This is a genomic window from Allokutzneria albata, assembly GCF_900103775.1.
GTDB lineage: Bacteria > Actinomycetota > Actinomycetes > Mycobacteriales > Pseudonocardiaceae > Allokutzneria > Allokutzneria albata.
In genome coordinates, this window is sequence record NZ_LT629701.1 from 6,037,186 (window position 1) to 6,057,759 (window position 20,574).

Annotated in this window: 23 protein-coding genes; 10 read left to right on the forward strand and 13 right to left on the reverse strand. The window is 70.2% G+C overall.

Annotated elements, in window-relative coordinates:
* Positions 1-57: 57 nt before the first annotated feature.
* Positions 58-564, reverse strand: coding sequence for a GNAT family N-acetyltransferase (locus BLT28_RS27405; RefSeq protein WP_052407376.1), 507 nt, complete (start codon positions 562-564; stop codon positions 58-60).
* 132 nt (positions 565-696) lie between these two features.
* Here BLT28_RS27405 and BLT28_RS27410 point away from each other — a divergent pair, with 132 nt between their 5' ends.
* The gene (locus BLT28_RS27410) at positions 697-1,299 is read left to right on the forward strand and encodes an SIMPL domain-containing protein (protein ID WP_231950455.1); all 603 of its coding nucleotides are present in this window, start codon (positions 697-699) and stop codon (positions 1,297-1,299) included.
* Here BLT28_RS27410 and BLT28_RS27415 read toward each other — a convergent pair whose 3' ends face one another.
* Positions 1,300-2,595: an acetyl-CoA C-acetyltransferase gene (locus BLT28_RS27415; RefSeq protein WP_030429938.1), complete on the reverse strand. Its 1,296-nt coding sequence runs from the start codon at positions 2,593-2,595 to the stop codon at positions 1,300-1,302.
* An 82-nt stretch (positions 2,596-2,677) separates the two neighbouring features.
* Between BLT28_RS27415 and BLT28_RS27420 the strand changes: the two genes are divergently transcribed.
* From BLT28_RS27420 to BLT28_RS27435, 5 genes are all read left to right on the forward strand, one after another.
* Positions 2,678-4,048 (forward strand): 3-oxoacyl-ACP reductase, encoded by a 1,371-nt coding sequence (locus BLT28_RS27420; protein WP_030429937.1) that lies wholly within the window; start codon positions 2,678-2,680, stop codon positions 4,046-4,048.
* Positions 4,048-4,890: a MaoC/PaaZ C-terminal domain-containing protein gene (locus BLT28_RS27425; RefSeq protein ID WP_030429936.1), complete on the forward strand. Its 843-nt coding sequence runs from the start codon at positions 4,048-4,050 to the stop codon at positions 4,888-4,890. The genes BLT28_RS27420 and BLT28_RS27425 overlap by 1 nt, the downstream gene beginning before the upstream one ends.
* Positions 4,874-5,212 carry a hypothetical protein gene (locus BLT28_RS40495; protein ID WP_156050991.1) on the forward strand — a complete coding sequence of 113 codons (339 nt, stop codon included), beginning with the start codon at positions 4,874-4,876 and terminating at the stop codon, positions 5,210-5,212. Before BLT28_RS27425 ends, BLT28_RS40495 begins: the two co-directional genes overlap by 17 nt.
* 12 nt (positions 5,213-5,224) lie before the next feature.
* The gene (locus tag BLT28_RS27430; protein ID WP_030429935.1) at positions 5,225-5,803 is read left to right on the forward strand and encodes a TIGR03086 family metal-binding protein; all 579 of its coding nucleotides are present in this window, start codon (positions 5,225-5,227) and stop codon (positions 5,801-5,803) included.
* 86 nt (positions 5,804-5,889) lie between these two features.
* Entirely contained in the window at positions 5,890-7,134 is a 1,245-nt protein-coding gene (locus tag BLT28_RS27435; RefSeq protein WP_030429934.1) for a hypothetical protein, read from the forward strand.
* A 3-nt stretch (positions 7,135-7,137) separates the two neighbouring features.
* Here BLT28_RS27435 and BLT28_RS27440 read toward each other — a convergent pair whose 3' ends face one another.
* Together BLT28_RS27440 and BLT28_RS27445 are read right to left on the reverse strand one after the other, a co-directional pair.
* Positions 7,138-8,121 carry a TAXI family TRAP transporter solute-binding subunit gene (locus tag BLT28_RS27440; protein ID WP_030429933.1) on the reverse strand — a complete coding sequence of 328 codons (984 nt, stop codon included), beginning with the start codon at positions 8,119-8,121 and terminating at the stop codon, positions 7,138-7,140.
* A complete protein-coding gene (locus BLT28_RS27445; RefSeq protein ID WP_030429932.1) occupies positions 8,114-10,105 on the reverse strand; it encodes a TRAP transporter permease in 1,992 nt (663 codons plus the stop codon). Before BLT28_RS27445 ends, BLT28_RS27440 begins: the two co-directional genes overlap by 8 nt.
* Positions 10,106-10,285: 180 nt before the next feature.
* Between BLT28_RS27445 and BLT28_RS27450 the strand changes: the two genes are divergently transcribed.
* On the forward strand, positions 10,286-11,431 hold the full coding sequence (locus tag BLT28_RS27450) for a glycerophosphodiester phosphodiesterase (protein WP_030429931.1): 1,146 nt from the start codon (positions 10,286-10,288) through the stop codon (positions 11,429-11,431).
* Positions 11,432-11,435: 4 nt separating this feature from the next.
* On the opposite strand, the gene BLT28_RS27455 is transcribed toward BLT28_RS27450, so the two are convergent.
* The gene (locus BLT28_RS27455) at positions 11,436-11,774 is read right to left on the reverse strand and encodes a helix-turn-helix domain-containing protein (RefSeq protein WP_081900339.1); all 339 of its coding nucleotides are present in this window, start codon (positions 11,772-11,774) and stop codon (positions 11,436-11,438) included.
* A 174-nt stretch (positions 11,775-11,948) separates the two neighbouring features.
* Complete coding sequence (locus BLT28_RS27460) at positions 11,949-13,235, reverse strand: adenylosuccinate synthase (RefSeq protein WP_030429930.1); 1,287 nt, start codon at positions 13,233-13,235, stop codon at positions 11,949-11,951.
* Positions 13,236-13,309: 74 nt separating this feature from the next.
* Here BLT28_RS27460 and BLT28_RS27465 point away from each other — a divergent pair, with 74 nt between their 5' ends.
* Both BLT28_RS27465 and BLT28_RS27470 read left to right on the forward strand, forming a co-directional pair.
* Positions 13,310-13,966: a hypothetical protein gene (locus tag BLT28_RS27465; RefSeq protein WP_030429929.1), complete on the forward strand. Its 657-nt coding sequence runs from the start codon at positions 13,310-13,312 to the stop codon at positions 13,964-13,966.
* 171 nt (positions 13,967-14,137) lie between these two features.
* Positions 14,138-14,749, forward strand: a complete 612-nt coding sequence (locus BLT28_RS27470) for an HNH endonuclease family protein (RefSeq protein WP_030429928.1) — start codon at positions 14,138-14,140, stop codon at positions 14,747-14,749.
* Positions 14,750-14,797: 48 nt separating this feature from the next.
* Here the strand turns inward: BLT28_RS27470 and BLT28_RS27475 are convergent, their stop codons facing one another.
* A complete protein-coding gene (locus BLT28_RS27475) occupies positions 14,798-15,634 on the reverse strand; it encodes a hypothetical protein (RefSeq protein ID WP_030429927.1) in 837 nt (278 codons plus the stop codon).
* A gap of 101 nt (positions 15,635-15,735) precedes the next feature.
* Between BLT28_RS27475 and BLT28_RS27480 the strand changes: the two genes are divergently transcribed.
* Positions 15,736-15,993 carry a hypothetical protein gene (locus BLT28_RS27480; protein ID WP_030429926.1) on the forward strand — a complete coding sequence of 86 codons (258 nt, stop codon included), beginning with the start codon at positions 15,736-15,738 and terminating at the stop codon, positions 15,991-15,993.
* 4 nt (positions 15,994-15,997) lie between these two features.
* On the opposite strand, the gene BLT28_RS27485 is transcribed toward BLT28_RS27480, so the two are convergent.
* From BLT28_RS27485 to BLT28_RS27510, 6 genes are all read right to left on the reverse strand, one after another.
* The gene (locus BLT28_RS27485; RefSeq protein ID WP_231950457.1) at positions 15,998-17,104 is read right to left on the reverse strand and encodes an FUSC family protein; all 1,107 of its coding nucleotides are present in this window, start codon (positions 17,102-17,104) and stop codon (positions 15,998-16,000) included.
* 3 nt (positions 17,105-17,107) lie between these two features.
* Positions 17,108-17,692 (reverse strand): SRPBCC family protein, encoded by a 585-nt coding sequence (locus tag BLT28_RS27490; RefSeq protein ID WP_063766582.1) that lies wholly within the window; start codon positions 17,690-17,692, stop codon positions 17,108-17,110.
* A 5-nt stretch (positions 17,693-17,697) separates the two neighbouring features.
* Complete coding sequence (locus BLT28_RS27495; protein ID WP_030429923.1) at positions 17,698-18,114, reverse strand: DUF3151 domain-containing protein; 417 nt, start codon at positions 18,112-18,114, stop codon at positions 17,698-17,700.
* Between the two features lie 73 nt (positions 18,115-18,187).
* A complete protein-coding gene (gene fbaA, locus BLT28_RS27500) occupies positions 18,188-19,222 on the reverse strand; it encodes a class II fructose-bisphosphate aldolase (RefSeq protein ID WP_030429922.1) in 1,035 nt (344 codons plus the stop codon).
* Positions 19,223-19,341: 119 nt separating this feature from the next.
* On the reverse strand, positions 19,342-19,986 hold the full coding sequence (locus tag BLT28_RS27505) for a dihydrofolate reductase family protein (protein ID WP_030429921.1): 645 nt from the start codon (positions 19,984-19,986) through the stop codon (positions 19,342-19,344).
* Positions 19,987-20,028: 42 nt separating this feature from the next.
* Complete coding sequence (locus BLT28_RS27510) at positions 20,029-20,553, reverse strand: hypothetical protein (protein ID WP_030429920.1); 525 nt, start codon at positions 20,551-20,553, stop codon at positions 20,029-20,031.
* Between the last annotated feature and the right edge of the window lie 21 nt (positions 20,554-20,574).

The window sequence follows — 20,574 nt, forward strand, 5'->3', positions numbered from 1 at the left end:
ACAAGTAACGGCGTGTTCCAGGTTACGACCGGATGTTTGCCAGTCAAACGAGAAGCGTCAGAGGTGCCGCTGGTAGCGCACGAAGCTCGGGCAGTCCGCCCGCCGCGCCATCTCGTCCAGCCACCAGCCACGCGCGGCGAAGAAGGAGCGCGCCCTGGCGTTGCGCTCCCAGACCCACAGCGTGAGGTAGCCGAAGGAGACCCGGAGCCTGCTCACCGCCGCGCGCAGCAGCTCGCCGCCGACACCCCTCCGCCAGCTCGGCGGGGCCACGTACAGCGAGTACAGCTCGCCGACCCGGGCCGGATCGGCGTCCGGGTCGTGGCTCGGGCCCGCCGCGGTGAAGCCGACCAGCCTGCCGTCCAGCTCGGCGCACAGCAGCGCCTGGTCCGGCGAGTAGAGGAACCCCTCGATCACGTCCCGGCGCCGCGCGGCCTGGTCGGGGTCGACCAGCACCCGCTCGTCGACGTGACCGCGGTAGTAGGAGGCGCGGGCCCTGGTGTGGATCTCCGAGAGGTCGTCGAGGTCAGCGAGATCGGCAGCCCGGATCCGCAGGTCTTCGCTCATGCAGTGGAGGACGCGCGGGCGAACTCCCGGTGGCCCGCACGCGATTTCTCGCACAGTTGCGGCCAAACCCTCAAGGTCCCCTCGTTGCGGATACGGCCGTCGACGGGGAGTGTGGGTGGGGTGGCTGAAGTAGTGACCAAAGGGACCGGGGAAGTCGAACGCATCGCCGACCGCGCGCAGCTGTGGGTCTCCTACAGCGCGAACGGACACGACCGCACCGCCGCGGTGAACGAGCTGACATCGCGGATCTCGCGGGTCGAGCCGTTGCTGGACCGCGAGGGCGTCGAGGTCCGCTCACGACGGCTTTCGGTGCACACCAACTGGGAGAACGGGCATCGGGTCGGCTCCGGGGCGGAGCAGTACTACTCGGTGCGGGTCACCGACCGGGAGCAGCTCGACGAACTGCTCGGGGCGCTGATCGCGGCGGAGCCCGCGTGGCTCAACGGGCCGGACTGGGAGCTGTCGGACCGGTCCGAGGCCGTCGCCGAGGCCCAGCACCACGCGGTCGAGGACGCGCGGCGCCGGGCGCAGGGCTACGCGGCGGCGCTGGGCGTGCGGCTCGGCCCGTTGCTGCGGATCACCGACGGGGACGAGTCCTACGGTGGCTCCGTCGAGCGGATGGCCTACGCGGCGACCGCGACGTCCTACGCGCCGGACACGCGTGAGCTGAAGCTGGAACCGCAGCCGGTGACGGTCTCCGTCCGCTGCACCACCACCTGGGTGCTGCTGGAGTGATCAGCGCTCCAGGATCGCCGTGACGCCCTGGCCGCCCGCGGCGCAGATCGAGATCAGGCCGCGGCCGGACCCCTTCTCCGCCAGCAGTTTCGCCAGGGTGGCCACGATCCGCCCGCCGGTGGCGGCGAAGGGGTGGCCTGCGGCCAGCGAGGAGCCGTTGACGTTGAGCTTGGCCCGGTCGATCGAGCCGAGCGGGGCGTCGAGACCGAGCTTCTCCTTGCAGTAGCCCGGGTCCTCCCACGCCTTGAGGGTGGCCAGGACCTGCGAGGCGAACGCCTCGTGGATCTCGTAGAAGTCGAAGTCGCCCAGTTCGAGCCCGGCCCGGGCGAGCATCCTGGGCACCGCGTAGGTGGGCGCCATCAGCAGACCTTCGCCGCCGTGCACGAAGTCCACCGCGGCCGTCTCGCAGTGGGTGAAGTAAGCGAGCACGGGCAGCCTGCGCCGCTCGGCCCACTCCTCGCCGGCCAGCAGCACCGTGGCGGCGCCGTCGGAGAGCGGAGTGGAGTTCCCGGCCGTCATCGTCGCGGAGTCGCCGAACTCCTTGGACTTGGTGCCGAACACCGGCTTCAGCTTGGCGAGTTTGTCCACAGTGGAGTCGGGACGGAGGTTCTGGTCCCTGGTCAGGCCGAGGAACGGCGTCAGCAGGTCGTCGAAGAAGCCGCACTCGTAGGCGACGGCGAGCTTGCGGTGGCTGGCCGCGGCCAGTTCGTCCTGCTCCTGCCGCTCGATCTCCCACTCCCTGGCGGTGATCGCCGCGTGCTCGCCCATGGACAGGCCGGTGCGCGGTTCGCCGTTGCGCGGGACGTCCGGGACGACGTGGCTCGGCCGCAGTTTCGGCAGCAGCTTCAGCCGGGCGCCGAGCCCCTTGGCGGAGTTGAACTTCAGCAGCAGCCTGCGCAGGTCCTCGTTCACCCCGATGGGCGCGTCGCTGGTGGTGTCCACCCCGCCCGCGATCCCGGCGTCGATCTGCCCGAGCGCGATCTTGTTGGCCACCAGGATCACGGCTTCGAGGCCGGTGCCGCACGCCTGCTGGACGTCGTAGGCCGGGGTCTGCGGGGAGAGCCTGCTGCCGAGCACGCTCTCCCTGGTCAGGTTGAAATCGCGGCTGTGCTTGAGCACGGCGCCCGCGACCACCTCGCCGAGGCGCTCGCCCTGCAGCCCGAACCGCCCGACCAGACCGTCCAGTGCGGCGGTGAGCATGTCCTGGTTCGATGCCGATGCGTAGGGCCCGTTGGATCTCGCGAACGGGATCCGGTTCCCCCCGATGATCGCGACGCGGCGTGTGGTCTCGGCCATGTGCCCCTCCAGCGGTTACGGGGATACCCTTTCGAGCATAACCTACCGACGAGTAGTCTTACTGATGAGTAGGGAGTCTTCCATGGCGGATCGGTACCAGCGGTTCAGCACCTCTCCGCTCGGGCGGACGCTCGTGCGCAAGCTCGGTCTGCCCAGCCCGGCGCCGCTGCGCAGACACCGCCCTGGTGACCCCGTTGTAGCAGGTCAGGTGCTTGTCGGCAGCGCGGAGGACGGCAGGCTCGCCAAGATCGCCACGGCCATTCTGACCGGGGCCGGCGCCGAGGTCGTCACCACCCCGGCCGACGACGAGGGGCGCTTCGCCGCGATCGTCTTCGACGCCACCGGGATCACCGACAGCGCCAAACTGCAGGACCTGCACCGGTTCTTCCAGCCGATGATCCGCCGGCTCGGCCCGTGCGGACGGGTGATCGTCCTGGGGACTCCGCCGGAGGACTGCTCCGATGCCGCCGAAGACCTGCTTGCAGGGTCGAGCAACAGCAAAGCAGCTACGGCTCAATATGCCCTACAGGGTTTCACCCGGTCGCTCGGCAAGGAGGTCAAGCGCGGCGCGACGGTCCAGCTCGTCTACGTGTCACCGGGCGCCGATGAGGGGATCGCCAGCACGCTGCGCTTCTTCGTCTCCGACCGTTCCGCGTTCGTCTCCGGACAGGTCGTGCGCGTCGGCGTCGCCGAGGTCGCGGAGCCGGAGGACTGGGAACGGCCGCTGGCCGGGAAGACCGCGGTGGTCACCGGCGCGTCGAGGGGAATCGGCGCCGCGATCGCGGAACTGCTCGCGCGGGACGGCGCTTCCGTTGTGTGCCTTGATGTCCCGGCGCAGGGCGATGAGCTGGCCGAGGTCGCGAACCGGATCGGCGGCAGCACGCTCCAGCTGGACATCACCGCGCTGGACGCGCCCGCGCGGCTCGCCGAACACCTGGCGCAGCGGCACGGCGGTGTGGACATCGTGGTGCACAACGCGGGCATCCTGCGGGACAAGACGCTCGGCAAGATGGACGAGCAGCAGTGGGACTCCGTGATCGCGGTGAACCTGTCCGCGCAGGAGCGGATCAACGACGCACTGCTGGACGGTGTGCTCCGCCAGGGCGGCCGGATCATCGGCGTGTCCTCGATCGCCGGGATCGCGGGCAACTTCGGGCAGACGAACTACGCCACCTCCAAGGCCGGGGTGATCGGCATGGTGCAGGCGCTCGCGCCGGTGCTGGCCCGCACCGGGGGCACGATCAACGCCGTCGCCCCGGGCTTCATCGAGACGAAGATGACCGCGTCGATCCCCTTGTTCACCAGGGAGATGGGGCGCAGGCTGAGCAGCCTCGCGCAGGGCGGCCTTCCCGTCGACGTCGCCGAAACCATTGCCTGGTACGCCAATCCCGGCTCGGCCGGGGTCAACGGCAATGTGGTGCGGGTGTGCGGTCAGAGCCTGCTGGGGGCGTGATGAACGCGGTCAGGACGGTTCGCGAGCTGCACAGCACGCCCAGCCTGGGGCTGCTGTACCCGAAGGCCGCGCTGAGCTTCGGTGCGCGCGGCTCGGAGCTGCCGGGTGTGGAGTACGTGCGACCGGAGGTGGCGGTCGATCGCGCGGCGCTGGCCGCGTACAGCGAGGTGTGCGGCTTCGGCACCGGCGACGTGCTGCCCGCGACCTACCCGCACATCCTGGCTTTTCCCTTGGCAGTGCGGTTGATGACAGATCGCGGCTTCCCGTTCCGGCTTCCCGGTCTCGTGCACGTCGGCAATCGGATCACCCAGCACCGTCCGGTGTCGGTGGGGGAGGGCCTGCGACTGCGCGTGTGGGCGGACTCCTTGCGGGACCACGAACGCGGACGGCAGTTCGACGTGCACGCCGAGGCCGCGGTGGGGGATGAGGTCGTCTGGGAAGGCGTGAGCACCTACCTGCGGCGGACGTCGTCCTCCCAGGGCTCCGCTCCGGCTGAGTTGGAGGCGCTGTCGCCGCCCTCGGCGTTGTGGCGGGTTCCCAGTGACATCGGGCGGCGGTACGCGGCGGTGTCAGGGGACCGCAACCCCATCCACCTCAGGCGGATCACCGCACGGCTCTTCGGTTTCCCCCGGGCGATCGCGCACGGCATGTGGACCAAGGCGCACTGCCTCGCGGCGTTCTCGGGCCGGTTACCGGACGCGTTCACGGTGGACGTCCGCTTCAAGCTCCCGGTACTGCTGCCGTCTTCGGTGGAGTTCCGCTCGGCACGACGCGGGGCCGACTGGGAGTTCTCCGTCCGCTCCGCGCGTGGCCCACACTTGACGGGTGCCATCACGACCTGAGTTCGTCGAACGCGTCCCGTGGCTGGGACAGGTCGCCAAACTGTCCACAGTAGACAGTTCGGAGCGGGCGCTGCCGGTCGGTGTGGTCGCGGTCGTGCGGAGGGCGGTCGAGGTGGTCGTTCGGCAGCACGTGATGACCTACCACGTCGGTGCACGGCCACGAGGCCTCGGGCTGTGCCAAGTGCTGCGGTCAGCGTCGCTGTCGCGGCGGGACCGGTTCGTACTGGCCGCCGCCGAACGGGTCGTGCGTCGGCGAGGTGTCTGTTCGGTGGTCTATGCGAAACCACTGGCGCGTCGAGTGGCGCCGCCCGGCACCCGCTGATGGGGTAGCTCCATGGAGCTGCTGGAGGCGCACGACCGCGCGATGGAGGAGTTCGACCGGCGAGTTCACCTGGTGCGCTCCGATCAGTGGCAGTTGCCGACGCCCTGCACCGAGTGGACGGTGCGCGACCTGGTCAACCACCTTGTTTCAGAGCAGTTGTGGGCTCCTCTGCTGCTGCGCGGTGCGACGGTCGAAGAGGTCGGCAACCGCTTCGACGGAGACCAGCTCGGCGACGACCCGGTCGGCACCTGGCAGCGCGCCGCGCGGAAGGCCCGTGACGCCTTCGAGCGCCCGGACGCGCTGGACGACGAGGTCGAGGTCAGCTTCGGCACGATCCCCGCGACGGACTACGGCTGGCAGATGACCATGGACCTCACCGTGCACGCGTGGGACCTGGCGAGGGCGATCGGCGATGACGACACGCTCGACGCGGAGTTGGCCGAGGCGGTCTACGCGGTGATGCGGCCCGAGGTGTCGAAGTGGCAGGGCTCCGGCATCTTCGCCGCACCGGTCAGGGTGCCCGACGACGCCGACCCGCAGACCCGCCTCATCGCCCTGGTCGGCCGCGACCCACGCGGCGGAGTTGATTAACAGGTGGTGTTCGGCCTGGTGAGAAAGCCTTGTAGGGCGCGAGGGTTGGGCATCCCGATCACTCGTTCCGCCTGGAGGACCTCACCGTGCGCGGTCGCGCCCTACTGCTCACCTGCCTGCTTGCGCTCAGCATCACCGGCTGCCAGGACGAACCCCCCGCCGCCGCTCCGGCGTCCCGGCTGACCACGCCGACCCCGGTGCCGCCGGTGATCCCCGCGTTCGCCGACGGCCCGCACGTCCTCGGCGGGACCATGCCGGAGGACGACTACCGGGTCAGCGCGATCGGCAAGCTCTTCGCGGTCGCCGAGACCGACGCGAACGGCACCCACGTCCGCTTCCTGCACGGCTCCAGCGGCGAACCGGCCACGCGGAGCACCGTCACCCAATCCAAGGTCGAGGTGTCCTTCAAGCACCAGGAACTCACCGCGGGACGTCGTGCGCTCGTGGCGACGTGGAAGGACGCTCCGGCGACAGGGGCGCAGGAGGCGCAGGGCACGGCCGTCTTCGACGAGCAGGGCAAGCTGGTCTGGCGCTCGACGCACGACGAGCAGTTCTGGAACGGCACCGCGGTGCGGGTGGCGCAGGAGGACGGACACGGTCCGAAGTCGTTCGAGGTCCGCACCCTGTCGGGGAACCGGCAGTGGGAGTTCACCGCGCCGCCGGAGCGGTTCGGGCCCGATCCGGTGGAGAGCCTGCTCCGGCTCAGGACGATCGCCCGCGACGTGGTGATCATGCAGGCCTACGACAACAGCGCGATCCAGGCGCGCTCGACCAGCGGCCAGCTGCTGTGGGAGCGCAAGCCGAACCCGGGAAGGCGGGCGATCTCGGCGCTCGGCGTCGCGGACAACGCGGTGGTCGTCAACAACGGCCAGTTCCTGAGCTGGCCCAACGCGTCGAGCACTCGCGCCTCCGACGTCGTCCTGCTGGACCTCCGCACCGGCGCGCAGCTGCTCGCGAGCGGTGGCACCGACGCGGACGAGATGGACTACGACCCCCTGACAGGCACCCTGATCCTGGCCGGCACGAAGCAGGCCGGGGGCAAGGCGCCGTTCCGGGCCATCGCGTGGGGCCGGACGAACCGTTCGCCAGGATCATTCCCCTGGCGGTGGCCGCCGGACGACGGCAGCAGCCCGAGCGGCTTCGTCGGCGCGTTCGTCTACGTCGGCTCCGAACTGCGGCGGACCGCGGACGGCTCGCCCGCCAACGCCGGAACGAACGAGCTGCTGTTGATCGCGGCCACCGATGACGGGTTCGGCTGGGTGGTCCGCGGTGACGGTTCGTCCGTGCGGCGCCGGGTCGGCACCGAGTTCTGGCTGTTCCGGGTGCGCTGAGGACTACTTCTGCTCAAGCGCCTTCCTGGCACCGGGGTGCAGCTGCACCGGGTCGGTCGCGGCGGCCTTCTCGCGGAGGATGTCCCTGGCCGCCGGGTGCACCTTCTCCAGGTCGGCGCGCTTGTCGAAGATCAGCTTGGTGATCGCGCAGGCGTTGGCGGCGGGGAAGTCCTCCCGCACCAGCAACAGGTTCGGCACCACGATCGTGGGCACGTCCTTGGCCAGCTTGTAGGTGGCCGCGGGGATGCTGCCCGCGTCGTACACCGGGTTGATCTTCTTCAGCGGCTCCAGCAGCGGCGTGATGTCCAGGAACCGCACCCGCTCGCGCATCGACGTGGTCAGGTCGGTCAGCTGCGCGGTCGGCAGGCCGCCGGACCACACCAGCCCGTCGAGCGTGCCGTCCTTCATCCCGTCGATGGTCTTGTTCAGGTCCAGCCGCTGCGCCTGGACGTCCTTGGCCGGGTCGAGCCCCGCCGCCTGGAGCAGCCGGTTGGCGATCAGCTCGGTGCCGGACTTCGGCGAGCCGGTGGAGATCCGCTTGCCACGCATGTCCGCGACCGAGTTGATGCCGGAGTCGGCGCGCACCACGACCTGCGTGTAGTTCGGGTAGATCCGGGACAGCGCACGGATCTTCTGCGGTTTGCCCGCGAAGGAGTCCTTGCCCGCCACCGCGTCCGCTGCCGTGTCGGCGAGGGAGAAGGCGATGTCGTAGTCACCGGCGACGAGCTGCTGCACGTTCTGCACGGAGGCGCCGGTCTCGGCCGATGCCGCGCGGAGCTTGGTGTTGTTGCTGATCACCTGCGCGAGGCCGCCGCCGACCACGTAGTACACGCCGCCCGCGTTGCCGGTGGCGATGGTCAGCCTGCCCTCGCCCGCCTCGCAGCTACCGCCGTTCGCGCCACCACCCGCGTTGTTGTCGACGCGTTTGCCGCCACATCCCGTCGCCACCAACGCCACCGCGACGAGCGCCGCCAGGGTTCTACGCATCGATCTCAACTCCCTTGCTTCGACGCCGGGTGACCAGGTGCACCACCACGGCCGCGGCGAGGACCGCGAGCCCGATGACGACCACGACCGGCTGGAGGTAGAGCAGCATCAGCGCGGCGAGCGCGCACAGCAGGCGTTCCGGCCACCTGGCCGGGCCGAGCAGCCACCCACCGGTCGTCACCGACAACGCGGCGACACCCAACGCGGACACGGCGAACACCCACACGGTGTCCAGGAAAGGCCGCTGCAGCAACAGAGCCGCACCGTTGTCGGTCAGCACGAAGGCGATCGGCACGAGGAATGCGGGCAGCGTGTACTTCCACGTCTGCCACATCGTGCGCATCACCGCGCCACCGGTGATCGCCGCGGCCGCGACCGCCGCGAGCGCGGTCGGCGGGGTCACCTCGGACAGAACCGCGTAGTAGAACAGGAACATCGCGCGCTCCGGCGCGTCGACGCCGAGCGTCGCCATGGCCGGGCCGAGCACCACCCACGCGATGATGAACGAGGCGGTCACCGGTACCGCGAGACCGAGCACCCCGACCGCGACGGCCGAGAACAGCACGGTCAGCAGCAGCACCACGGTGGGATCGGTGGACAGCGCGCCCGCGAGGTCGACCAGCGCCGAGGACAGCACCTGGCCGAGCCCGGTCTTGGTGATCGTCGACGTGATCACGCCCGCGGCGGCGCAGACCGCGACGACCGGCAGCGCGCCGCGCACACCGCGGGAGAGCGCGACGGCGACCTCGCGCAGCCAGTCCACAATGGACCCGCCGGCGAGGAGCTTGCTTCCCAGAGCGAACACCGCGGCCAGGCCGGTCGCGTAGACCACGGCCGCGAACGGCGGGATGTCCAGGGCCAGGAACACCACGATGATCGCCAGCGAGGCGAAGTGGTAGCCACCGCGCTTGAGCACCTGCCAGGGGCTCGGGGTGTCGATGTCGATCTCGCGGGCGCCGAAGCGCTTGGCGTCGGCCTGCACCGCGAGCACGATCCCGAGGTAGTAGAGCACCGTCGGCAGCAACGCCCACAGCAGCACTGCGAAGTAGGAGACCTGCAGGTACTCGGCGATGATGAACGCTGCGGCGCCCAGGGTCGGCGGGGACAGGATCGCGCCGATGCCCGAGGCGGCGAGCAGTCCGCCCGCCTGTTCCTTCGGGTAGCCCGCGCGCTGGAGGATCGGCCAGGTCACCGCGCCCAGGCTGACCGTGGTCGCCGTGCCCGAACCGGAGACGGTGCCGAGCAGGAAACCGGAGAGCGCGGTGGTGCGGCCGGGCGCCGTCGCCGACTTCCGGAACGTGGCGAAGCTGATGTCCACGAAGAACTTGCCCGCGCCGGAGGCCTCCAGCATCGCGCCGTAGATGGTGAACAGCACGATGTAGGTGGCCGCGACGTCCAACGGGGTGCCGTAGAAACCGCTGGCGTCGTTGTAGAGCGCGTTGATGATCTGGCTGAAGTCGATGCCCGCGTGCGCGATCGTCCATTCGGGCGGCATGAATCCGCCGTAGTAGGCGTACGCCAGGAAGGCGACGCACACCAGGGGCAGCACGAGCCCGGTGGTGCGCCTGCACGCCTCCAGGATGAGCACCAGCAGCACGGCCCCGCACAGGATGTCCATTGTGGACAGAGAGCCCTGACGGTCGAGGAAGGCGTCGAAGCCGCCGAGCACCGGGTAGAGCCCGACCAGCAACGCCAGCGCGGCGAGCACCCAGTCGTAGACCGGCGGATTGTCCCGCTCGCGCCGTTGCGAGCGGGACAACCCTGGACGGTAGACGAGGAAGACCAGGGGCAGCACCAGCGCCAGAAAAAAGATCAGGTAGTACTGCCCGCCCTTGCTGAACGGGAAGAACACCTGTTTGAGCACGAGTAGCGCGACGGCGAACGCGGCGAGACCGACACCGAACTCCCAACGCCCGGTGAGACGGCGCGCGGGGCGTTCCTCGTCGTAGTCGGCAACCAGCTCATCGACCGTCGGACCGGCCAACGGCCACCTCCAGCGTGGTGCGGCTCACAGAGGGGACCATCCTGCGTGGCGGATGGCAATACTCCACGGCACGTTTACCGCGTTGTTGCCAGCTCGTAGCCCTACGGTGGCACCACCGACGCCGCAGCGCGTTTGGCTCGACGGGCACCGAGAAGCCCACTACAGGGGAGGTCTCCCACGATGTCTCGCCGCTCGCGGACGTCCCGGATCGCCGGACTCGCCGTCTCCGCAGTCGCCGTGCTCGGCGTCGTCGGGGTACCCGCATCGGCCGCGCCCGACGCCGCACCGGACGCCACCCAGGAACTCGCCGCGCACCGCGACGCCGGTCCCCTCGTGCTCGGCCACCGCGGTGCCTCCGGCTACCGCCCCGAGCACACGCTGGCCGCCTACGAGCTGGCCGCGCGGATGGGCGCCGACTACATCGAGCCGGACCTCGTCTCCACCAAGGACGGCGTGCTGGTCGCGCGGCACGAGAACGAGATCGGTGGCACCACCGACATCGCCACCCGCCCGGAGTTCGCCGACCGCAAGCGCACCAAGGTCATCGACGGCGCCTCGCTCACCGGCTGGTTCACCGAGGACCTGACGCTGGCCGAGCTCAAGACGTTGCGGGCCAAGGAGCGCATCCCGCAGATCCGGCCGCGCAACACCCTCTACGACGGCCGCTACCAGGTGCCGACGTTCCAGGAGGTGCTCGACCTGCGCGCCCGGCTCTCCCGCGAGCTGCGCCGCGAGATCGGCGTGTACCCGGAGACCAAGCACCCCACGTACTTCAGCTCGATCAAGCTGCCGCTGGAGCCCGCGCTGGTCCGCACGCTCACCCGCAACGGGCTGAACACCCCGCGCGCCAAGGTCTTCGTGCAGTCCTTCGAGGTCGGCAACCTCAAGGCGCTCAAGCGGGAGCTGCGGGTGCCGCTGATCCAGCTGATCGACTCCTCCGGCGCGCCCGCCGACTTCGTCGCCTCCGGTGACCCGCGCACCTACGACGACCTGGTCAAGCCCGCCGGTCTGAAGGAGATCGCGAGCTACGCCGCGGGCATCGGCCCGGCCAAGGACCGCATCATCCCGCGCGATGCCAAGGGCTTCCTCACGCAGCCGACCACCCTGGTCAAGGACGCGCACGCGGTGAAGCTGAAGGTGCACCCGTTCACCTTCCGCAACGAGAACAGCTTCCTGCCCGCGGACTTCCGCAGCTCCACCGATCCGGCGCAGTACGGCCGCGCGTTCGACGAGTACTCGCTGTTCTTCAAGCAGGGCGTCGACGGGCTGTTCTCCGACAACCCCGACACCGCCGTGGCCGCACGTGCGGAGTTCCTGAACCGCTAGCGACCTAGCCCGGCCACGGGGGCGATGCCGATGGTGGCCAGCGGGGTGGGGGAGCGGGTGGCCGGGGCGGTTTCTGCGCCTCGTACCACCGCCTCGCCCACTCCGCGGGGTCGGCGCCGCACGCCTCGGCGAAGGCCATCACCACCGCGCGGGTCGGGAAGTGGTCGCCCCGCGCCGCCGCCGAGAGGGTCCCCGCGGAGAAGTAGACCCGGTCGGCCATATCGCGGTAGGTGGGGTTCCCCTTGCTGCTGCGGAGTTTCCTGAGCTGCGCGGCCAATCTGCCCGCAGGTGACTCCGGATCGCTGATGGGGCGCTCCGGCCGCCCCGATTTCCTCGCAGACATCGAACCCCCCGGTCGACGCTTCGTGCGACTCGTGTTTCGCGGCCCACAACGATTGTGCGGTCACCGAGCGTGCCCGGACAGGGCCAGCGGGGTTTGATTGCAGGGCGACGTTGGGGCAAACGGACCAAGGGGCACCCCGCGCGCGACGGAGTGCCCCTTGGCGCGAAACCCTGGCTACGCCATCGGGTGGCGGACGATCGTCTGGTCCCTTCCCGGGCCCACGCCGATCGCGGACATCCGCGCACCGGACAGCTCCTCCAGGCGCAGCACGTACGCCTGCGCGTTGGCGGGCAGCTCCTCGAAGGTGCGGCAGTGGCTGATGTCCTCCCACCAGCCCGGCAGCTCCTCGTAGACCGGCTTGGCGTGGTGCACGTCGGTCTGCGTCATCGGCATGTCGTCGTGGCGGACACCGTCCACGTCGTAGCCGACGCACACGGGCACCCGGTCCAGGCCGGAGAGCACGTCCAGCTTGGTCAGGAAGTAGTCGGTGATGCCGTTGACGCGCGCGGCGTAGCGGGCGATCACGGCGTCGAACCAGCCGGTGCGGCGGGCGCGGCCGGTGGTCACGCCGACCTCCCCGCCCTTCTTGCGCAGCAGCTCGCCCCACTGGTCGTGCAGCTCGGTCGGGAACGGACCGGAGCCGACGCGGGTGGTGTAGGCCTTGAGGATGCCGATCACCGTGGTGATCCGGTTCGGGCCGATGCCGGAGCCGACCGCGGCGCCGCCGGAGGTCGGGTTGGAGGAGGTGACGAACGGGTAGGTGCCGTGGTCGACGTCGAGCAGGGTGCCCTGCGAGCCCTCCAGCAGCACGGTCTCGCCGCGCTCCAACGCCTGGTTGAGCAGCAGGCGGGTGTCGGCGATGCGGTGCGAGAACCTGGCGGCGTGCTCCAGCACGGTGTCCACGACCTGGTTCGCGTCCAGCGCGCGGCGGTTGTAGACCTTGACCAGCACCTGGTTCTTGAACTCCAGCGCGGCCTCGACCTTCTGCCGGAGGATCTTCTCGTCCAGCAGGTCCTGCACCCGGACGCCGACACGGGCGATCTTGTCCTGGTAGCACGGGCCGATGCCGCGGCCGGTGGTGCCGATCTTGGCCTTGCCGAGGTAGCGCTCGGTGACCTTATCGATGGCCACGTGGTACGGCATGATCAGGTGCGCGTCGGCGGAGAGCAGCAGGCGGGAGGTGTCCACCCCGCGCTCCTCCAGACCGGACAGCTCCTCCAGCAGCACACCCGGGTCGACGACGACGCCGTTGCCGATCACGTTGGTGACGCCCGGGGTCAGGATGCCCGAGGGGATCAGGTGCAGGGCGAAGTCCTGCCCGTCGGGAAGAACCACGGTGTGGCCGGCGTTGTTGCCGCCCTGGTAGCGAACGACCCACTGCACCTGCTCCCCGAGCAGGTCGGTGGCCTTGCCCTTGCCTTCGTCGCCCCACTGGGCGCCGATCAGGACGATGGCAGGCATGTGAATACTCCAAAGAGGTCCGGCTGAGCGACGAGGGCGGATGCCGGTAGTTGAGGGTAGACCAGGAGTCGACTGTGGACGCACTAGCGCTGTGCTGCGGAAACGCGGAGATCACCGAGGGTGAGGGGGTCGAGACGCACCGCATCGGCGCACGACCGGGCAAGGCGGAGGTCGATCCGCTGCTGGAAACCCTGGGCGACCGGCGTTTGGTGGTCTGCGGCACCGACGCCGACCTGGCCGCGGTGGCCCTGCGGCTGCTGCGCACCGAACGGCTCCAGGAGGTCGCTGTCGGTTACGTCACCTCCGACCGGGCTTCCGCTGTGGCGGAACTGTGGGGGCTGCCGACCGATCCCGCGGCCGCGTTGCGCCGCGCCCTGCGCGGCGAGGTGGACAAGGTCCCGCTGGTGCGCGACGACGTCGGTGGAGTGCTGGTCGGCCGCGGCCGGATCAGCCCGGTCCGCGGCGTGGCCTACTGCGACGACACCCAGGTGCTGCGCGGCCAGGCGAGCAGTTTCGAGGTCACCCCGCACCCCGCGCTCGGGCTGGAGGTGACCGTCGCCCGGCGCGGGCTGCTGGGCACCCGCAGGGCCGTCACGACGGGCCGGGCGGTGCAGATCGGCTGCCTGCCGACGCTGGTCCGGAAGGACGGCGTGCCCCACGATCGCCAGCTCGACAAGTGGATCTGGTACCGCCACACCGAAGATCTACGGCTTGTTCGAGGTCTCGACTGAATCGTTGCTCTTTCCCGACTTTCGGAGGAAGTTGGTTACCTATTCGTACTGATGTCACCGGAAAGTGTTGCTGCGCTCACTCCGCTGGGTGATGGTCTTGTTGCCCCTGCAATCAGGCCAACGCACCCCCCGGAGGCCCGAGTGTCCGCCACCACCCGTGTGCTCAAGACCCTGCTACCCGCGACCCTGCTGGCCGGTGCCGTTTCGATCGGCGTGACCGGATCGGCGTCCGCCACCCCGCCCGGCATCCCCGACACCGGCACCGCGAAGTCCGAGCTCGCCGCGCTGCGCGTGGCGCCGGAGGGCCCGATGACCGGCTACTCCAGGGAAGAGTTCCCGCACTGGGGAACGGTTTCCGGCACCTGCAACACCCGGGAGACGGTGCTCAAGCGCGATGGCACCAACGTGCAGACCAATGCCTCCTGCGCGGCCGTCTCCGGTAGCTGGTTCAGCCCGTACGACGGCAAGACCTACTCCGCCGCGTCGGACATCGACATCGACCACGTCGTGCCGCTCGCGGCAGCGTGGCGGTCCGGCGCGAAGGCGTGGACCAAGGACAAGCGCAAGCAGTTCGCCAACGACCTCGTCAACCCGCAGCTGATCGCGGTGAAGGACACGGTGAACCAGCAGAAGGGCGACCAGACGCCCGACAAGTGGAAGCCGCCGGTGCAGGGCTACTGGTGCACCTACGCGAAGATGTGGACCCGGTCGAAGTCCAAGTGGGGCCTGACGATCACGCAAGCCGAGAAGGGCGCCCTGTCCGACATGCTCGGCCGCTGCTGATCCCGCCCGTCTGTCCCAAGAGGACGCAGATGCGTCCTCTTGGGACGATCAGCTGAGGATGGCCCTGCGCAGCGCGTCCTGCATCGCGAGCAGTCGCTCCGGCAACCGCGACGGGGCCTCGATCTCGTTGCCCTGGAACAGGGTTCGCTTCACCTCGGCATCCCGCGCGCGCTCGGTGTCGAACTGCCTGATCGCGATGTCGAAGGTGACGAGGGCGCGGAAGAGGTTGTGCACCACGGCGTTCAACCGCTCCACCTCGTACTGCATCTCCGCGGCGATCCCGGCGAAGGCGGGACGGCCGCGCGCCTCGGTCAGGTCGGAGCGCAGCACCAGCTGGTCCCGCAGCTCGACCAGCGTGTCCCAGACCCGCCGCTCCAGCGCGACCAGCCCCGCCGGATCGACGAAGTCCAGCTCGGCGATGCCGCTGCGCTGGACGCTGGTCAGTGGCTCGCACAGGGACCTGGCGAGGTTGTTGTCGTCCGGGTAGCCCTCGAAGTGCGCCCACGCGACGACGTCCTCCTCGTCGGCGACGCGCACCATGAGCTGTTCGACCTCGGCGTGCGCGCCGCCGGAGAGGCGGACGCGGATCGACTCGACGGCGAGGTAGGCGCCCGCCAGCGCCAGGATGATGAGCCCGGGGAGCAGGGCGACCAGGAGCACGTTGTTGAAGTTGATGCCCAGCAGCAGAAGCACGGTCGCCGCGGGCAACCCGAACGCCGCTCCGATCCCGCCGAAGACGCCGAGCACGGACCGGATCCGCTTGCGCTGGGCCAAACGGCGTACTGCGGTGAGGTCGGCAGCGGGGTTCCACATCCACCAACGGGGCAACCCGGTGAGCACGACGACGTGGCCGGGACGCGCGGGAAGCCAGTTGTGCCTGGTCACACCAACCTCCCCCGTCGCGGGCCAAGCCGGTTCCGTCCTGCGCCGTGATACCACTCCCGGTACGGTCCGCGCATCCCCCTGGAACGACAAGGACATCCGGCATGAACGAACTGACGTCGAAGTTCACCGCGCTGCCCGGCGGGGTCATGACCGACGAGGTCGGGGTGATCACCGGAGACCTGGAACTGCGCACTCGTCACGGCGACGGCGTGCTGACCGCGGAGGTCCGTTACGACGGGGCGCTGGAGTGGTACTCCGTGACCGGCGCCAACTGCAAGCTCTACGACGAGCGGGACCACGAGTGCGTGCACACCGTGCTCCGCAACGTCCTGCACCGCGAGCCGATCGAGACCGGCTGACAATTCACTCCACAGTGGACGGTGGCTGGGGGCGCCTGCCGAGCGGCGGCAGCGCCGCGATGGCGTCGTTGCGCTTGATCCCCGTCGCCAGCAGCAGGTCCACCGCGATCGAGCGCAGCTGGGCGAGCACGACGCGCGAGGAGAACCCGGCATCACCGATGAGGGCCAGCGTCGCGCCGCGTGCCGCAACGTAGATCTCCTCCCTCGCCTTCACCGGTTCCCGCCCCTCGGCCAGCTCGGCCTGGAGCGTGCGCACCGCGTCCGCGAGCCGGTCGAGCACGTCCGCGACACCGGCGGGCATCGGCTCGTCGTCCCGCAGTGCCGCGAGCGCCCGCCGCACCAGCACCCTGGTGTTGCGCAACGCGTAGTCCACAGCGGTCGCGGCCGTCTTGTACCGTTCAAGATGGCCGCGGCGGCGCCAGCGTATCGGTGCGATCTTGGCGATCTCCGCCCCGGCCGCCAGTCCGGTCCGCAGGTCCTCGACGGCCTTGTGGCTCTCCCTGGCCTTCGCGAGCACATCGGCGCACTTCGCGGCGTCGTGCCCGCGCACGGCGGCGGCGACTCCGCGCAGCGCCCGCTCCAGTTCCTCGAGCACCACCTTGCCCTGGCGGTGCGCCACCGTCAGGGGGTTCGCGGGCAGCAGCCCCGCGACGAGCAGGCCGACGACCCCGCCGATGAGCGCGTCCACCATGCGGTCCAGCCCGCCGGTCTCGCCCGGCGGCAGGAGCGTGGCGACCAGCACGGCCGAGGACCCGGCCTGCAACGCGATCACGGCGCCGCTGTCCAGCAGCACGGCCGCGGACATGGCCAGCGCGACGACCAGCGTGATCTGCCACGGTCCCGAGCCGATCAGCGAGATCAGCAGGTCGCCGACGCCGATGCCGACGCTGACGCCGACCACCAGCTCGCCGACGCGGCGCAGCCGCTGCCCGAAGGAGACCCCGAGGCAGATCACCGCGGCGATCGGTGCGAAGAACGGCCGGGGGTGGCCGAAGACGTAGAACGCGACCAGCCAGGCGATGCCCGCGGCCAGCGAGCACTGCACGATCGGGACCGCCGTGCGCTGCCAGCGCTTCAGCCTGCGTTCCAGTTCCGCCCACACCCGGTGCACGGGCTAATGCTGTCTTCTCGAACGCGAAAGAGCCACAGCAATGCCGAGGACAAGCGCCACACCGGCGCCGATCGACCGCCAGCGCGGTGCTGTCGGCGGGGCGGGCACGGGCCGGCCGCGACGGCGGTCCAGCTCCAGCAACAGGCTGCGCTCGCCCATCCGCATCGCCCAGTTGTGGTTGGCCGCCAGCGCGGGCTTGAACAGCAGTGAACCGTGCTTCAGCAGCGGTCGGTCCGCCCGCACGACCCAGTCGAAGACGACGAGCACGTCCAAGCCGCGCTGCTCGTAGTGCCACTCACCGCGGCCGGTCAGGTCACCGCGGCCGGTGAAGGACGAACCGTCCTCGCCGTGCGAGGCGACGGTCAGCCGCCAGCGCAGCGCGTACGGCAGCCAGCCGTTGGTGTGGAGGTCGAAGGCGGCGCCGATGCCGTTGTCGTCCCCGGGCTCGGCGAGCACCACCTCGCGGTAGACCGCGGGCCACCACCTCGGCAGCTCGCGGGGGTCGCCGAGCACCTCGCGGACCTCGCCGACCGTGCTGCCGGGCACCACCCACCGGGTCTGGAAGACGTAGTCGTTGGCGCCGCCCACCCGGCTCAGGCCAGACCGAGCGCGGCCGGGGCCTTGGGGTCGCTGTCGGCGAGGAACTGGCGGCAGCGGTCGAACTCCTCGGTCTCGCCGATCTCCCCGGCGGCACGGGCGAGCGCGGCCAGCGCGCGCAGGAAGCCCTGGTTCGGCGCGTGGTCCCACGGCACCGGGCCGAAGCCCTTCCAGCCCGCGCGGCGGAGCTGGTCCAGCCCGCGGTGGTAGCCGGTGCGCGCGTAGGCGTAGGCGGCGACCGCGTCACCCGAGTCGAGCGCGCGCTCGGCGAGCGCGGCCCACGCGGCGCTGAAGTACGGGTGCTCGCGGGCGACCTGCGCCGGGTCGGTGCCGCTGTCGAGGGCGGCCTGGGGCACCGGAAGCTCCGGCAGCGTTGTGGGGTCGGGGCCGAGAAGGTTGCCGTGCAAGCTCATTGCCCCATCGTGCCACCTGACGCGCGACGGCCCGGCCCCGAGCGGGGACCGGGCCGTCGTCGAGCGCGAGAGGTCAGCCGGCGATCATGCGGCCCGCGGACTTCAGGTTCTCGCAGGCGTGCGCGATGCGGGCGGCCATGCCCTGCTCGGCGGCCTTGAGGTAGCTGCGCGGGTCGTAGGTCTTCTTGTTGCCGACCTCGCCGTCGATCTTGAGCACACCGTCGTAGTTGGTGAACATGTGCGCCGCGATCGGCCGGGTGAAGGCGTACTGGGTGTCGGTGTCGATGTTCATCTTGATGACGCCGTAGGACACCGCCTCGTGGATCTCCTCCAGCAGCGAGCCGGAGCCGCCGTGGAAGACGAGGTCGAAGGGCTTGGACCCGGCGGGCAGGCCGAGCTTCTCCGCGACGACGTCCTGGCCCTGCTTGAGGATCTCCGGGCGCAGCTTCACGTTGCCCGGCTTGTACACGCCGTGCACGTTGCCGAAGGTGGCGGCCAGCAGGTAGCGGCCGTTCTCCCCGGCGCCGAGCGCCTCGACGGTCTTGAGGTAGTCCTCGGGGGAGGTGTAGAGCTTGTCGTTGATCTCGTTGTCGACGCCGTCCTCCTCGCCGCCGACGACGCCGACCTCCAGCTCAAGGATGATCTTGGCCTTGTAGGCGCGGTCCAGCAGCTCGGTGGCGATCTGCAGGTTCTCGGCGAGCGGGACCGCGGAGCCGTCCCACATGTGCGACTGGAACAGCGGGTTGAGGCCCTTGGCCACCCGCTCCTCGGAGACCGCGATCAGCGGGCGGACGAACCCGTCCAGCTTGTCCTTGGGGCAGTGGTCGGTGTGCAGTGCGATGTTGACCGGGTACTTCTCGGCGACAACGTGGGCGAACTCGGCGAGCGCCACGGCACCGGTGACCATGTCCTTGACCTTGGTGCCGGACAGGAACTCCGCACCGCCCGTGGAGATCTGCACGATGCCGTCGCTCTCCGCCTCGGCGAAACCGCGCAGTGCCGCGTTCAGGGTCTCCGACGAGGTCACGTTGATCGCGGGGTAGGCGAACTCGTTCGCCTTGGCCCGGTCCAGCATCTCGCCGTAGACCTCGGGGGTTGCGATCGGCATTGAAACGTCCTCCTCGTGGGCGTTCTACGGGCTCGGGGCAACGCCGTCTCCGCTGCATCCTACGAGGCGGTGCCGTAACCGCCCTCACACACCGACCACATCGATCAAGATCGTCCGCGTCACCTCCGCCAGAACAGGTGGTGGGTGACGCCGCTGGAGCTGGGCACGACGTCGAGGTGGAACCGGTCCAGCAGTTCCTCGGGAGACTTCCAGAGCGGTACCCCGGAGCCCAGCTCGACCGGCGAGACCGCCACGTGCATCGTGTCGACGAGGTCCGCGTCGAGGAACTCCCGGATGGTGGTGGCGCCGCCGCCGAGCCGGACGTCCTTGCCCTGCGCCGCCGCCTTCGCCCGCTCCAGCACCGCGGCCGGCTCGCCCTCGACGAAGTGGAACGTGGTGTCGGAGAGGGTGAACGACGGCCGCGGGTGGTGGGTCAGCACGAACACGGGGGTGCGGAACGGGGGGCGCTCGCCCCACCAGCCGCGCCAGCTCTCGTCCCGCCACGGTCCGCGGTGCGGGCTGAACTTGTTGCGGCCCATGATCTCGGCGCCGATGTTGTTGTGGAAGTCCCTGGTGAGGTAGTCGTCGAGGCCGCGGCTGCCACCGGGGTCGGTGCGGTTGGGCCAGCTCGCCGTTGCGCCGGCCCAGGAGAACATCTCGCCGGGGTCGGCGTGGCCGAACGGCCGCTCCAGGCTCTGGTTCTCACCGGCGCCGAAGCCATCGCGCGAGACGACGAAGTTCTGGACTTTCAGCAGCTGTGTCATGGAGGAATGACCGCGCGGGCCGGAGGAACTCATCGCACGAGCCTAAGTGACGCCGGTCACAGGCGGGCCGGTGCGAACGGGGAAGGAACTCGGTTCGCCCAGGACGTCGAGGGAGACCGTGCCGTCGTGGACGGCGTAGGTCCACGGGGGTTCGACGCCGGTCGCCCACAGCTTCTCGCCGCTGGTCGACCACGCGGCCAGCTCCAGCTCGGCGGACATCAGCACCACGTCGCCGTACTGCGACCAACCCCAGAAACCGCAAGCGGTTTCGTCGTGCCACAGCAGGCGCGGGGAGTCGAGGCGGTACGCGTGCACGCCGCGGCCCGCGCCGACGAAGAGCACGCCGGTCTCGGGGACGACGTGCACGGCGAAGGGGAAGCCGGCGACCGCCGGGGCATAAGCGACGCGGAGGCCGAGCGCGGGCCACGCGTCGCCCCGGCCGGCGAGGAGGAACACGGTCGCCTCGGCGTCGGGGGCGGTGATCTCCTCGACCAGGTCCGCGTCGTCGATCCCGGCCAGGCGTTCCGAGGAGAGCACGACGTGCACGTCGCCGACGGAGAACTCCATCCGGGCAGCGTAAACGGCGGG